Below are 12,168 nucleotides of genomic sequence, written 5' to 3' on the forward strand. Positions count from 1 at the left end.
GTATAGCGCAGTCCGGTAGCGCGCCTGCTTTGGGAGCAGGATGTCAGGAGTTCGAATCCCCTTACCCCGACCATATTTGGGTCGTTAGCTCAGTTGGTAGAGCAGTTGGCTTTTAACCAATTGGTCGTAGGTTCGAATCCCACACGACCCACCATTTTTGAAACCAGTTTGCGCTGGGATCGAATCTTAAGATCAGAGGCCAAAAGCGCTGATCGAAGAAGGCGATCTTTGAAAGGTCGCCTTTTTTTTACCGGGGTATAGCGCAGTCCGGTAGCGCGCCTGCTTTGGGAGCAGGATGTCAGGAGTTCGAATCCCCTTACCCCGACCATATTGAAAATCCTCGTATCGAAAGATACGGGGATTTTTTTTGCCTGCTGAAAGCTGAATCCCTTCAAGTCGTCATACAACCTGCCGATAGCCCGCTAACACGAGGGGACTGCCAACGCTTCGCCCCTTGATCTGGCCATTACAAGAATAAGGGCGTTCGTCATGTTGCTTCGTCAGTTGAATATTGCTCCCCGGGCTGCCTTGGGATTTGCCCTGATCGCGGTGTTGGTGGCCTTGCTCGGCGTGTTTGCGCTGGGGCAGATGTCGAGCATTCGCGACAGTGAGGTGGCGGTGGAGAACCGCTGGTTGCCGAGCATCCGTGGCGGCGACGAGATCCGCGAACTGATGCTGCGCATCCGCACCATCTCCCTGCGCATGGCGCTCGATCAGGATCCGGCCAATATCGCCACCTATCGCGGCCAGATGGACACCCGCGACAAGGAACTGAGCGAGAAGATCGCCGCCTACGACAAACTGGTCGACACTGCCGAAGGTCAGCAGCTGTATGACCAGTTCAAGAAAACCTTCGCCGCCTATCGCACTGGCATTGCCCAGTCATTCACCCTTGCCGAGCAAGGCAAGCGTGACGAGCTGACCAAATTGCTGCTGGTTGACATGAAGACCGTGGTCGACGGCTCCGGCAAACAGCTCAATGATCTCGCCGATCTGTTCGCCCGCCAGGTCGCTGCCGAAAGCGAGAAGTCCGCCGCGCATTATGAAACCTCGCGCACCATCGTTACTCTTTTCATTGCCTTGGCAGCGCTGGCCACGGTGGCGCTGGCGATGTTGCTCACGCGCAGTATCGTGCGCCCGCTGAGCAGCGCCGTGGATGCCGCTGAAAGTGTCGCTAAGGGCGATCTAACCCGACCGATCGAAACCCATGGCAATGACGAAGTCAGCCGCTTGCTCAAGGCCTTGGCGACGATGCAACAGAACCTGCGCGAGACCCTGCAAGGTATCAGCGGCTCAGCTACGCAACTGGCCACCGCCGCGGATGAACTGAGCGCCGTTACCGTCGACAGCACCCAAGGCTTGCAAGAGCAGAACAACGAAATCGAACAGGCCGCCACTGCGGTTAACGAGATGACCGCTGCGGTGGAGGAGGTCGCGCGCAACGCGGTGTCGACGTCCGATGCCACGCGCCAGTCCAGTCAGTCGGCGCAATTGGGCCAGGAGCGCGTCAGCGAAACCGCCAGCGCGATCAATGCGCTGGCCAGTGATGTGCAGAACACCGGTGAACTGGTGCAGTCGCTGGCCAATCAATCGCAAGACATCGGTAAGGTTCTGGACGTGATTCGCGCCATCGCCGAGCAGACCAATCTGCTGGCGCTCAACGCTGCCATCGAAGCAGCGCGTGCGGGCGAAAGCGGTCGCGGCTTTGCGGTGGTAGCCGATGAGGTGCGCGCGCTGGCGTATCGCACCCAGCAATCGACGCAGGAAATCGAACAGATGGTGCAAGGCATGCGCAGCGGTTCGAGCCAGGCGCTGGAGTCAATGCAGGCCAGCGCATCTCGTGCGGCGAGTACGCTGGTTCTCGCAGAGCGGGCAGGTGAGGCGTTGGTGACGATCACGGCGTCGGTGCACGAGATTCACGAGCGCAACCTGGTGATCGCCAGCGCTGCCGAGGAGCAGGCGCAGGTGGCGCGGGAAGTGGATCGCAATCTGGTGAATATTCGCGACCTGTCGGTGCGTTCGGCTGCGGGTGCTGATCAGACCAGCGCGTCGAGCCACGAACTGTCGCAACTGGCCAATGCGCTACAGGGCATGGTGCGGCGGTTCCAGCTGTGATCGACAGCCAATAAAAAGCCCCGCGCGATGCGGGGCTTGGAATAAAGATCAAAGGTGGGAGCGAGGCTGCTCGCGAATGCGCCGGATCTTCGAGCAGTACGAAAACCTGTGGGAGCCGGGCTTGCCCGCGATAGCGGTGGGTCAGGCAACAGAAATATCAACTGACCCGGCGCCATCGCTGGCAAGCCAGCTCCCACAGACGTTGGCCTTAGTGCAGCTTCAGACGCGGTTCGGTGCCACGACCAATCTTGCTGCCCAGCATCAGCATCGCCGTGCGAAACGGGCCGTACAGTGCCATCTGGTGCATGCGGTACAGCGACACATAGAACATCCGCGCCAGCCAGCCTTCGAGCATGACGCTGCCGGTCAGGTTACCCATCAAGTTACCCACAGCAGAAAAACGCGACAGCGAGATCAGCGAGCCATAGTCGGTGTACTTGTACTCCGGCAGGGTCTTGCCTTCGATGCGCAGTTTCAGCGACTTGGCCAGCAACGAGGCTTGTTGATGCGCCGCTTGTGCCCGTGGCGGCACGTTGCGATCAGTGCCCGGTTGAGGGCACGCCGCGCAGTCACCGAAGGCAAAGATGTTTTCGTCGCGAGTGGTTTGCAGAGTCGGCAGCACTTGCAGCTGATTGATGCGGTTGGTCTCCAGACCGTCGATGTCCTTGAGGAAACCCGGTGCGCGAATGCCGGCAGCCCAGACTTTCAGGCTGGCCTTGATCTCGTTGCCATCGGCGGTGATCAGGCTGTCGGCAGTCACTTCGCTGACTGCTGCGTTGGTCATCACATTGACCCCGAGCTTTTCCAGGGTTTTATGCACCGGCCCGCTGATGCGCTCCGGCAGGGCAGGCAGCACCCGTGGGCCGGCTTCGATCAACGTGATGTGCATGTTTTCCGGTTTGATCCGGTCCAGACCATACGCGGCCAATTCATGGGCGGCGTTGTGCAGCTCTGCCGCCAGTTCGACGCCAGTGGCGCCAGCGCCGACGATGGCCACGCTGATCTGCTCGACCACGTCGGTCTGCCCGGCGTGGGCGCGCAGATAATGGTTGAGCAATTGCTGGTGGAAGCGCTCAGCCTGTTTGCGCGTATCGAGGAACAGGCAATGCTGCGCCGCGCCCTGGGTGCCGAAATCGTTGGTGGTGCTGCCCACGCTGATCACCAGCGAGTCATAAGCCACTTCACGCGCCGGCACCAGCTCGACGCCGTTTTCGTCATAGGTCGCGGCCAACTGGATTTTCTTCTGCGCGCGATCGAGCCCGCTCATGCGCCCGAGCTGGAACTCGAAGTGGTTCCATTTCGCCTGGGCGACATAGTTGAGTTCGTCTTCGGAGGAGTTCAGGGAACCGGCGGCCACTTCGTGCAGCAGCGGCTTCCAGATGTGGGTCAGGTTCGCGTCGACCAGCATCACGCTGGCCGTGCCGCGCTTGCCCAGAGTCTTACCCAGACGGGTAGCCAACTCCAGACCGCCGGCGCCGCCGCCGACAATGACAATACGATGGGACATAGGGATAACTCGCAAGGTTTTTAAAGGAAATCGGTGCGGTTACCCGAGGGAGCGCAAGGCAGCTCATAACGTCAGGTAACTGATAAATCGGCTCAACAGGCCCAGACCAATGGTCACTGCCAGCACCAGCACCAGGAGCATCCACGGCCGGAAAGGCCGGCGCTCGACACGGTGTTGGGACAATTGCAGGTACTCTTCGACATGCTTTTGGTCTTCGGGGTTCAGGCGGCTGGTCATATTTGCCTCGTCAGGTAGACGTTACTGAATGAGCACAGGCTACAGCGGTTTTCAGCCCGGATTGAACGCAGCGTAGCCGCTGTCCGGGACCGGTTCGACGCACACGCTATCGTCGAGGCGAATGATGCCGCTTTGTAACACCCGGGCGGTGATCCCGCCATGCCCGCGCACGGCTTGAAACGTGCCCGGCCCGAGATTGTTCTGCAAGCGTGCGCAGGGCTGACACCAGCCAGTGGTTTCGAGTATCGCTTGCCCGATGCGAAAGCGCCGCCCCTTCAGGCTAAACAAATTGATTCCGCTTATAACGAGATTGCGCCGCAGATCTTCAGGCCGGACCGGCTGGTCATCGGGACGGCCCATCAATGCGCTGATCACCGCCAGGTGCTCCCACTGGATCAGCGTCACCTGTCGCGCATTGCGAACGCCCGGGCGGGCGTGGTCGCCGGTGAGCCCGGCTTCCAGCCGCGCCTCGACCGCGTCCAGCTCAAGCATCGGCCCACGGGATTCTGGACGCACACCGATCCAGCGCACACGACCGGTTTGCGGAACCTCGGCGATCAACTGCTGCAGCGGCGTCACAGGCTGATGCCCACGTCGAACACAATGCTGCGGCCGAGGTTGCTGCGCAGAAAGTCCGGTGCGTCGGGATGGGCGAACAGCACACGGGCGAATGTCGGGCCGACCAGCGACAGCGAGCGCCAGCCCTGACGCAGATATTCGGTCGGTGGCGGGAAATGACTGTTGAGGTCGAGCACTTCGCGCTTGAGGCTGGCGAAGGCGATGATGTCCAGTTCACCCAGATCCATGCCGCGTTCCTTGTAATTGTGCGCCTTCTTGCGCAGGGTTGGCGCCAGACGCAGGAGAAATTCATTGGCCGGGATGCGCTTGGGTTTGGCTTCGCGGCGCACCAGTTGGCTCAGGGAGAACGCGCTGCGCCGACGCTGCAATTCGTCGCGCCATTCATCATTGAGACGGCGGCCTTCATCGAGGACGAAAAAAACTTCGAAATTGGCATCGCGGAACAATACGTCCGGCGGCTCACCGGCCGGGGCGAATTCGTCGGCGCGGTAGGGGATGTTCAGACCTTGCAGCAGGCGCTGGCAGACCCAACGCTCACGCTCCCATTTGCGGGCATTGGACAGGAACGCATTGGCCTGCTCGGCCGCGATGGTCAGCAGGCGTAAATAATCTGAATCATCCATAAGCCCAAGCTTAGCGTCCAAATGCGACAAGCAGATAGCTTTGCATCGACTGGTGCACATACATCGGCGGTGTAGACTGCGACAAAGCGGTAAGCCCATGGAGAAGGTGAGGGAATCATGATCGGTGCCGAACTGCTGTCCTCGGCAAGCCTGACACTCGGCTGGCTGATTTATCTGCCGGTGCTGCTCTGGGCGATCATGCGTGCGCCATGGGTCGAGCTGTTCAGCGACAGTCGCCGGCAGCACTTGCTGTTCGGCACGGTGTTCGCGCTGTTTCTGCTGTGGCTGGTGCGCAGGGATTTCGACACCGGCGTGTCTTATCACTTCATCGGCATGACGGCGGTGACGCTGCTGCTCGATTGGCCGCTGGCGATCGTCGGCGGGCTGGTTGCGCAGATGGGGCTGGTGCTGCTGGGGCGTCAGGACCTGGCTGCGGTGGGCGTCAATGGCGCGTTGCTGATTCTGCTGCCAGTGCTGATCACCGAATGCGTGGCGATTCTGGTCGAGCGTGCGCAGCCACGAAATCCGTTCGTTTACATCTTCTGTTCCGGCTTCTTCGCCGCTGCGTTGTCAGGCCTGTTGTGCCTGATCCTCAGCCTGACACTGCTGTGGTACGACGGCCTCTTCGCCATGCCGGAATGGCTGGAAGATTTCGTCGGCTACCTGTGGTTGCTGCTGTTTCCCGAGGCCTTTATCAACGGCATGGTTGTCAGCGCGTTGGTGGTGTTCTGCCCGGAATGGCTGGAGACCTTCAACCGCACCCGTTACCTTTCAGCGCCGTGGAAGGACGACGATCCGAAGTCTTGATCCACATCAAACCGGCCATGCCGCAGAGATTTCATGCTCGCGCAAATCCCTTCAGGAGCAGTGGCATGGGCGTTTACGAATGGGCGCGGCAGGAAACCCGGCAGAGTCTGGAACTGGCGCAGGAGGTGGGCTTTGACCCGGGCCTGAGTTTGCGCGCCCTGCTCAGCGCCGTGGTGCAGCAGAGCAAGGCAGTGCGCAATGCCGAAGACCTGGCCGACGAGTTGCGCTTTCTCGCGGAGAACCTCTACGACAGTCAGGACTACGGCTTTATGCGGCCCTGATCAGCGATCAGTGACGCGGATCGAAATCGCCGGAAAACAGCTCGTCTTCGGCATCCGGGGCGACCGGAATCTTGTGTTCTTCCGAGGCCCAGGCGCCGAGGTCGATCAGTTTGCAGCGGTCGGAGCAGAACGGACGGAATTTGTTCGCCGGGGTGAATTCGACGGGGGCGCCGCAGGTCGGGCATTCAACGGTTGGAATCTGGCTCATGCTTGGCCTCCGGATAAAGTCAGATAAAAGTGATGCAGACGCTCGACCTCGCTGTGCAGCCAGGCGAGGTCGCGGTCGTTGACGATCACATCGTCGGCACGGCTCACGCGGTCTTCACGGCTCGATTGCGCCTTGAGGATCGCCTGCACCTGCGCTTCGCTGGTCTGGTCACGCTGCAAGGTGCGTTCGATCTGCAGTGGTTGCGGCGCATCGATGACCAGAATGCGCTGGGTCATCGCGTATTGCCCGGATTCGATCAGCAACGGTGAAACCAGAATCGCGTAAGGCGATTTTGCCTGCGCCAGATGATGAGCGATTTCCTCGCCGATCAACGGATGCAGCAGCGCTTCGAGCCAACGTCGCTGTTCGGGCTCTTCAAAAATCAGTTTGCGCAGGGCGGCGCGGTCCAGCGTGCCATCGGACTGCAACACGCCGGAACCGAAATGCTCGGCGATTTTCGCCAGCGCCGGACGCCCCGGCTCGACTACCCAGCGCGCCGCATGATCAGCGTCCACCACGTGCACGCCGAGGTCAATGAAGTGCTGCGCCGCCGCGCTTTTGCCGCTGCCGATGCCGCCGGTCAGGCCGAGGATCCAGGGTTTTTCCACAGGGGTATTCATTTCAAACCGACAGACTGCCAATAGAAGTCGGTTATTTGACCACCCCAGAGCAAGGCAATCCAGCCGGCAATTGCCAGAAAGGGCCCGAAGGGGATCGGCGTCGAGGTTTCCTGGGCGCGCAGGCGCAGCATGACGACGCCCAAAATCGCCCCCACCAAGGATGACAACAGAATCGTCAGCGGCAGAATCTGCCAGCCACCCCAAGCGCCAAGCAAGGCCAACAGCTTGAAATCGCCATGACCGATGCCGTCCTTGCCAGTGAGCAGTTTGAACAGCCAGAACACCGACCACAGCGCCAGATAACCCGCCACCGCGCCCCACAATGCATCTGGCAACGCCACGAACACGCCGAAGCTGTTGACGATCAGCCCCAGCCACAGCAGCGGCAGCACCAGCACATCGGGCAGCAGTTGATGTTCGCAGTCGATCAGACTCATCGCCAGCAAGCCCCACGTCAGCAAAATCAGCAAGCTCGCCGGCCAGCCGAAGCCCAGATGCCAGGCGATGAATGCCGAGAGCAGGCCGCAGGCCAGTTCGGTCAGCGGGTAACGTCTACTGATCGGCGCCGAACAGGCCGAGCAGCGCCCGCGCAGGCACAGGTAACTGAGCAGCGGAATGTTTTCCCACGGGCGGATCCGATGTCCGCAATGCGGGCACGCGGAATGCGGCAGCATCAGGTTGTAGGTCGGCACGGGCGTTTCAGTGGGCAGGCCGAGCACATCATGGGCTTGCTGGCGCCAGTCACGCTCAAGCATTTTCGGCAAGCGCCAGACCACAACATTGAGGAAGCTGCCGACCACCAGCCCGAGCAGCAGCGCGCTGACCACGAAGGCCAGCGGATACACGGCAAACAGTTCGTCGATAGGCATGTCAGATCGCTGAGCCGAGTTGGAAGATCGGCAGGTACATGGCCACCACCAGACCACCGACGATGACCCCCAGCACCACCATGATGAACGGCTCCATCAGGCTGGTGAGGTTGTCGACCATGTTATCGACTTCCGCTTCATAAAAACCGGCGACCTTGTCGAGCATGTCATCCAGTGCCCCGGACTCCTCGCCGATGGCGGTCATCTGCACCGCCATGTTCGGAAACACACCGGTGCTGCGCATCGAGAAGTTGAGCTGCATGCCGGTCGAGACGTCCTGCCGAACCCGTAGCACCGCGCGCTTGAACACCACGTTGCCGGTGGCGCCCGCCACCGAATCCAGTGCTTCGACCAGCGGCACACCGGCGGCGAAAGTGGTCGACAGGGTGCGGGCAAAGCGTGCAACGGCGGACTTGTACATCAAGGTGCCCACCAGTGGCAGCTTCAGCAGCCAGGCATCGCGCCGGTCGCGCAGGGCCTGCGATGTCTTCAACGCGTGGCGAGTGCCGAAAAACGCTGCCACCAGTGCAAACAGAATCGCCCAGCACCACTGCTGCATGAATTCCGACAGGCTGATGATCATCAGGGTGAAGCCCGGCAGTTCGGCGCCGAACCCGGAGAATACCGACTGAAACTGCGGCACCACCTTGACCAGCAGAATGCCGGTCACCACCGCCGCCACCAGCACCACGGCGGTGGGGTAGGTCATGGCCTTCTTGATCTTGGCCTTGAGCGCTTCGCTTTTTTCCTTATAGGTCGCCACTCGTTCGAGCAAGGTGTCGAGGGCACCGGACTGTTCGCCGGCGTCGACCAGGTTGCAGTACAACTCGTCGAAGTATTGCGGCTTCTTGCGCAGGGCCGTGGCGAAACTGTTACCGGCGGCAACTTCCTGTTTGACCTCATCGACCAGTTTGCGCATGGCCGGGTTTTCGAAGCCCTCGCCGATGATGTCGAAGGACTGCAACAGCGGTACACCGGCTTTCATCATCGTTGCCATCTGCCGGGTGAACAGGGCGATGTCCTGCGGTTTGATGCGTTTGCCCAAGCTCAGCAGGGAGGCGGATTTCTTGCGCACCTTGCCCGGGTTGATCCCTTGTTTGCGCAGCTGCGCCTTGATCAGTGCGGGGTTCTGCCCGCTCAACTCGCCGCTGACTTTACTGCCTTTGCGGTCGGTGCCTTCCCAGGCGTAAACGCTGACTTTCGCTGCCTTGACCGCCATGTTCAATCCTTGGTGACCCGGTTGATTTCCCCAAGGCTGGTGATGCCTTGCATCGCCTTGTGCAGCCCGGAAGTGCGCAGATCGGCGAAGCCGTCGCGGCGCATCTGGATGTCGATTTCCAGCGAATTGCCTTCGGCCATGATCAACCGTTGCAGGTCCGGTGTGTTCTTTACCACTTCATAAATCCCCACGCGTCCCTTGTAACCGCCGTTGCAGTGATCGCAACCGACCGGCTCGTAGATCGTGAAATGACCGATGCGTTCCTCGGGGAAGCCTTCCTTGAGCAAGGTTTCGTGCGGGATTTCCAGCGGTCGCTTGCAGTGCGCGCACAATTTGCGCGCCAGACGCTGGGCGATGATCAGGCTGACCGAGGTGGCAATGTTGAAACCGGGAATGCCCATGTTGTGCAGGCGCGTGAGGGTTTCCGCCGCGCTATTGGTGTGCAGGGTCGACAGCACCAGGTGGCCGGTCTGCGCGGCCTTGATCGCGATCTCGGCGGTTTCCAGATCGCGGATCTCGCCGACCATGATCACGTCCGGGTCCTGACGCAGAAACGAGCGCAGCGCCTGGGCAAAGTCCAGCCCTTGGCGGGGATTGACGTTGACCTGGTTGATGCCCTCCATGTTGATTTCCACCGGGTCTTCGGCGGTGGAAATATTGATGTCGACGGTGTTGAGGATATTCAGCCCGGTGTACAGCGACACGGTTTTACCGGAGCCGGTGGGGCCGGTGACCAGAATCATTCCTTGCGGCTGTTTCAGCGCAGCCAGGTACAAAGCCTTTTGCTCGGCTTCGTAACCCAAGGCGTCGATGCCCATTTGTGCACTGGACGGGTCGAGAATCCGGATCACCACTTTTTCGCCCCACAGGGTCGGCAAGGTGTTGACGCGAAAATCGATGGATTTGCTTTTCGACAGGCGCATTTTGATCCGCCCGTCCTGGGGTTTGCGTCGTTCGGAAATATCCAGACTGGCCATGACCTTCAAACGTGCGGCAATACGCCCGGCCAACTGGATCGGCGGCTTGGCCACCTCGCGCAGCATGCCGTCGGTGCGCATGCGCACCCGGTAGTTTTTTTCGTACGGCTCGAAGTGCAGGTCGGAAGAGCCACTCTTGATCGCATCGAGCAGCATCTTGTGCACGAAGCGCACGACCGGGGCGTCGTCGGCATCGAGGCCGCCGATCACGTCCTGTTTGTTGTCATCAATCGACTCGACGTCGAGGCCGTCGAGATCGACATCGGCCATTTCCTCCAGTCCAGAGGCGTGGCTGTCGAAGAACTTGTCGATGGCGTCGCTGAGTTTGTCGTCCTCGACCAGAATCGCTTCGGTACTCAGGCCGGTGCTGAACTGGATGTCGCTGATCGCCTGCTGATTGCTCGGGTCGGAAAGGCCCACGAACAATTTATTGCCGCGCCGCCACAAGGGCAGGGCGCAATGCTGACGAACCAGTTTTTCACTGACCAGGCCCCTGGGCTGAGTCTCCTTGTCGAGGCAGCTGAGATCGAGCAGGGCCATGCCGAAATGTTCCGAGGCGATCTCGGCGATCTGCCGGCTGTTGACCAGCTTGTTGTGTACCAGGTAATTGACCAGCGACACGCGATTGCGCTGGGCCTGCGCCCAGGATTGCCGGGCGCTTGTTTCCGTGAGCAGTTCGGCCTGGACCAATTGCTTGGCCAGACCGCTCAGAGCGATGTCATTCATGGGGATTCCGCACGCTTGCCGTTCATGACTTATAGCCTAGTCAAGTGACAGCGCCAAACACGGCCGGTGCAGGTGACAAAAAGTGTCAGATAGTGCGGTTGCGGGTTGTAGGAAACGGCGCAGAAAATTGCGCGCGCCCAGCAGGCGGGGCCTGAAAGGCGTTGGCATGGGCTGTGCTGAGCCTTGTTCAGATCATGAGATTTCGACTCATGCATGGAGCGTGTCTATGAAAAAACAACAAGGTTTCACATTGATCGAGCTGCTGATCGTCGTGGCGATCATCGGCATTCTGGCGACTATCGCCCTGCCTCAGTATTCGAAGTATCAGGCGCGGTCGAAGGTCACGGCGGGGTTGGCGGAGATTAGTGCATTGAAAGTGCCGTTCGAGGACACGATCAATCAAGGCACCGTGCCGAGTCTGGCAAATGTGGCTAACGGTACGACTACCACTTCAAACTGTACGTTGGCAGTAACAGGTACAGCGGCGACTGGCGAAGGTTCGATTACCTGTACCCTGCTCAATGCACCGGGTCCGGTATTGGGTAGAACAGTTACTCTCTCTCGTTCCGGTTCGACTACGGGCGCCACGTCTGGCGTATGGACATGCACTTCAACAGTTAATAACGAATACGCACCTAGAGGTTGCCCTGGTAGCGGCGCCTGATTACGAATATGAGGCCAGATGCCCCGCCTGCGGGGCATTTTCATATCCCGACACTTCACAAAAGCTCCAATAATTTCAGCAGCTTATGAACTTTCCGAAAAACCGCAACTTGCATGCGAAATTGCGTTGAGTCATGCATTTTGCATGAAAACGAAAATCAGTGTTTTTCATAACTTGTTGTTTTAAAAGGATTTTATTCGGCCGAAAAAGTTGGCACAGCGTTCGCAATATCTCCGGTAACCCTGCTGACAAGCGTTACAGCAGACTTCCAGTAAAAACAGGAGTTACTCGTATGAAGAAGTTCGCTATCACTGCCGCTGCTACCGCTCTGACCCTGACCATGGCTGGTGGCGCTTTCGCCCAGTCCGCTCAGGCTACCCAAGCGCCAATGGTTCTGGCTGCCGGTGAAGTTACCGAAATGAAACAAGATACCAGCGACACCTGGATCACCACCAAGGTCAAAGCTGACCTGGTTACCGAAAAAGGCATTCCAGGCACCGACATCAAAGTCGAAACCAACAAGGGTGTAGTTTCCCTGTCGTCGACCACTGCGGTAACCGAGTCGCAGAAAGAAGTCGCCGTAGGCATTGCCAAGAAAATCAAAGGCGTTAAAGCGGTCTCCGCTGACGGCCTGAAAGCCGAGTAAGGCAAGACTTCTCGCCTGAACCGGGAGAAGACGCGACAGACGGGCCGAGCAATACGTCTGCCGCAACTTTAGAGTTCATGCGAACGGTCA

14 protein-coding genes and 2 tRNA genes are annotated in these 12,168 nt (G+C 59.6%); 7 read left to right on the forward strand and 9 right to left on the reverse strand.

Translation table 11 applies throughout. The features are described from left to right. The first annotated feature begins 78 nt into the window (after positions 1–78). The 3 genes from F8N49_RS19400 (at position 79) to F8N49_RS19410 (ending at position 2,115) form a co-directional block, all read left to right on the forward strand. Positions 79–154: transfer RNA gene (locus F8N49_RS19400), tRNA-Lys, on the forward strand. A 97-nt stretch (positions 155–251) separates the two neighbouring features. Next, positions 252–328, forward strand: a tRNA-Pro gene (locus F8N49_RS19405). A gap of 161 nt (positions 329–489) precedes the next feature. Then, the gene (locus F8N49_RS19410; protein ID WP_071173634.1) at positions 490–2,115 is read left to right on the forward strand and encodes a methyl-accepting chemotaxis protein; all 1,626 of its coding nucleotides are present in this window, start codon (positions 490–492) and stop codon (positions 2,113–2,115) included. A gap of 208 nt (positions 2,116–2,323) precedes the next feature. Here the strand turns inward: F8N49_RS19410 and F8N49_RS19415 are convergent, their stop codons facing one another. The 4 genes from F8N49_RS19415 to F8N49_RS19430 form a co-directional block, all read right to left on the reverse strand. Further along, the gene (locus F8N49_RS19415; protein WP_016773144.1) at positions 2,324–3,622 is read right to left on the reverse strand and encodes an NAD(P)/FAD-dependent oxidoreductase; all 1,299 of its coding nucleotides are present in this window, start codon (positions 3,620–3,622) and stop codon (positions 2,324–2,326) included. Between the two features lie 63 nt (positions 3,623–3,685). Further along, complete coding sequence (locus F8N49_RS19420) at positions 3,686–3,859, reverse strand: DUF3094 domain-containing protein (protein WP_007909875.1); 174 nt, start codon at positions 3,857–3,859, stop codon at positions 3,686–3,688. Between the two features lie 51 nt (positions 3,860–3,910). Then, the gene (locus F8N49_RS19425; protein ID WP_110646723.1) at positions 3,911–4,438 is read right to left on the reverse strand and encodes an MOSC domain-containing protein; all 528 of its coding nucleotides are present in this window, start codon (positions 4,436–4,438) and stop codon (positions 3,911–3,913) included. Continuing rightward, on the reverse strand, positions 4,435–5,061 hold the full coding sequence (locus F8N49_RS19430; protein WP_007909887.1) for a DUF1780 domain-containing protein: 627 nt from the start codon (positions 5,059–5,061) through the stop codon (positions 4,435–4,437). Before F8N49_RS19430 ends, F8N49_RS19425 begins: the two co-directional genes overlap by 4 nt. 117 nt (positions 5,062–5,178) lie before the next feature. Between F8N49_RS19430 and F8N49_RS19435 the strand changes: the two genes are divergently transcribed. Continuing rightward, the gene (locus F8N49_RS19435; RefSeq protein ID WP_016773147.1) at positions 5,179–5,868 is read left to right on the forward strand and encodes an energy-coupling factor ABC transporter permease; all 690 of its coding nucleotides are present in this window, start codon (positions 5,179–5,181) and stop codon (positions 5,866–5,868) included. A gap of 65 nt (positions 5,869–5,933) precedes the next feature. Continuing rightward, positions 5,934–6,149 carry a hypothetical protein gene (locus F8N49_RS19440; RefSeq protein ID WP_122747334.1) on the forward strand — a complete coding sequence of 72 codons (216 nt, stop codon included), beginning with the start codon at positions 5,934–5,936 and terminating at the stop codon, positions 6,147–6,149. A 7-nt stretch (positions 6,150–6,156) separates the two neighbouring features. Here the strand turns inward: F8N49_RS19440 and yacG are convergent, their stop codons facing one another. The 5 genes from yacG to pilB are packed head-to-tail and all read right to left on the reverse strand — an operon-like array spanning position 6,157 to position 10,768. Next, positions 6,157–6,357 (reverse strand): DNA gyrase inhibitor YacG, encoded by a 201-nt coding sequence (gene yacG, locus F8N49_RS19445; protein ID WP_016773149.1) that lies wholly within the window; start codon positions 6,355–6,357, stop codon positions 6,157–6,159. Beyond that, complete coding sequence (coaE, locus tag F8N49_RS19450; protein WP_110646726.1) at positions 6,354–6,977, reverse strand: dephospho-CoA kinase; 624 nt, start codon at positions 6,975–6,977, stop codon at positions 6,354–6,356. The genes yacG and coaE overlap by 4 nt, the downstream gene beginning before the upstream one ends. Then, the gene (locus F8N49_RS19455; protein ID WP_122747336.1) at positions 6,974–7,846 is read right to left on the reverse strand and encodes an A24 family peptidase; all 873 of its coding nucleotides are present in this window, start codon (positions 7,844–7,846) and stop codon (positions 6,974–6,976) included. The genes coaE and F8N49_RS19455 overlap by 4 nt, the downstream gene beginning before the upstream one ends. Before the next feature lies 1 nt (position 7,847). After that, the gene (locus F8N49_RS19460) at positions 7,848–9,065 is read right to left on the reverse strand and encodes a type II secretion system F family protein (protein WP_151552178.1); all 1,218 of its coding nucleotides are present in this window, start codon (positions 9,063–9,065) and stop codon (positions 7,848–7,850) included. 2 nt (positions 9,066–9,067) lie between these two features. Next, positions 9,068–10,768, reverse strand: a complete 1,701-nt coding sequence (pilB, locus tag F8N49_RS19465; protein ID WP_122750959.1) for a type IV-A pilus assembly ATPase PilB — start codon at positions 10,766–10,768, stop codon at positions 9,068–9,070. 226 nt (positions 10,769–10,994) lie between these two features. Between pilB and F8N49_RS19470 the strand changes: the two genes are divergently transcribed. Continuing rightward, a complete protein-coding gene (locus F8N49_RS19470) occupies positions 10,995–11,432 on the forward strand; it encodes a pilin (RefSeq protein ID WP_122747337.1) in 438 nt (145 codons plus the stop codon). Positions 11,433–11,724: 292 nt separating this feature from the next. Further along, on the forward strand, positions 11,725–12,078 hold the full coding sequence (locus F8N49_RS19475; protein ID WP_016773155.1) for a BON domain-containing protein: 354 nt from the start codon (positions 11,725–11,727) through the stop codon (positions 12,076–12,078). Positions 12,079–12,168 lie beyond the last annotated feature (90 nt).

It is taken from the genome of Pseudomonas sp. GXM4 (assembly GCF_008923895.1).
In the GTDB taxonomy this organism is placed as follows: Bacteria; Pseudomonadota; Gammaproteobacteria; order Pseudomonadales; family Pseudomonadaceae; genus Aquipseudomonas; species Aquipseudomonas atacamensis.

Bases quoted from the DNA above. Each gene is read 5' to 3' on its own strand.
- F8N49_RS19420 (WP_007909875.1), bottom strand. From the start codon at position 3,859: ATGACCAGCCGCCTGAACCCCGAAGACCAAAAGCATGTCGAAGAGTAC.
- F8N49_RS19410 (WP_071173634.1), top strand. From the start codon at position 490: ATGTTGCTTCGTCAGTTGAATATTGCTCCCCGGGCTGCCTTGGGATTT.
- F8N49_RS19430 (WP_007909887.1), bottom strand. From the start codon at position 5,061: ATGGATGATTCAGATTATTTACGCCTGCTGACCATCGCGGCCGAGCAG.
- F8N49_RS19455 (WP_122747336.1), bottom strand. From the start codon at position 7,846: ATGCCTATCGACGAACTGTTTGCCGTGTATCCGCTGGCCTTCGTGGTC.
- F8N49_RS19460 (WP_151552178.1), bottom strand. From the start codon at position 9,065: ATGGCGGTCAAGGCAGCGAAAGTCAGCGTTTACGCCTGGGAAGGCACC.
- F8N49_RS19435 (WP_016773147.1), top strand. From the start codon at position 5,179: ATGATCGGTGCCGAACTGCTGTCCTCGGCAAGCCTGACACTCGGCTGG.
- F8N49_RS19415 (WP_016773144.1), bottom strand. From the start codon at position 3,622: ATGTCCCATCGTATTGTCATTGTCGGCGGCGGCGCCGGCGGTCTGGAG.
- F8N49_RS19440 (WP_122747334.1), top strand. From the start codon at position 5,934: ATGGGCGTTTACGAATGGGCGCGGCAGGAAACCCGGCAGAGTCTGGAA.
- F8N49_RS19470 (WP_122747337.1), top strand. From the start codon at position 10,995: ATGAAAAAACAACAAGGTTTCACATTGATCGAGCTGCTGATCGTCGTG.
- coaE (WP_110646726.1), bottom strand. From the start codon at position 6,977: ATGAATACCCCTGTGGAAAAACCCTGGATCCTCGGCCTGACCGGCGGC.
- F8N49_RS19475 (WP_016773155.1), top strand. From the start codon at position 11,725: ATGAAGAAGTTCGCTATCACTGCCGCTGCTACCGCTCTGACCCTGACC.
- pilB (WP_122750959.1), bottom strand. From the start codon at position 10,768: ATGAATGACATCGCTCTGAGCGGTCTGGCCAAGCAATTGGTCCAGGCC.
- yacG (WP_016773149.1), bottom strand. From the start codon at position 6,357: ATGAGCCAGATTCCAACCGTTGAATGCCCGACCTGCGGCGCCCCCGTC.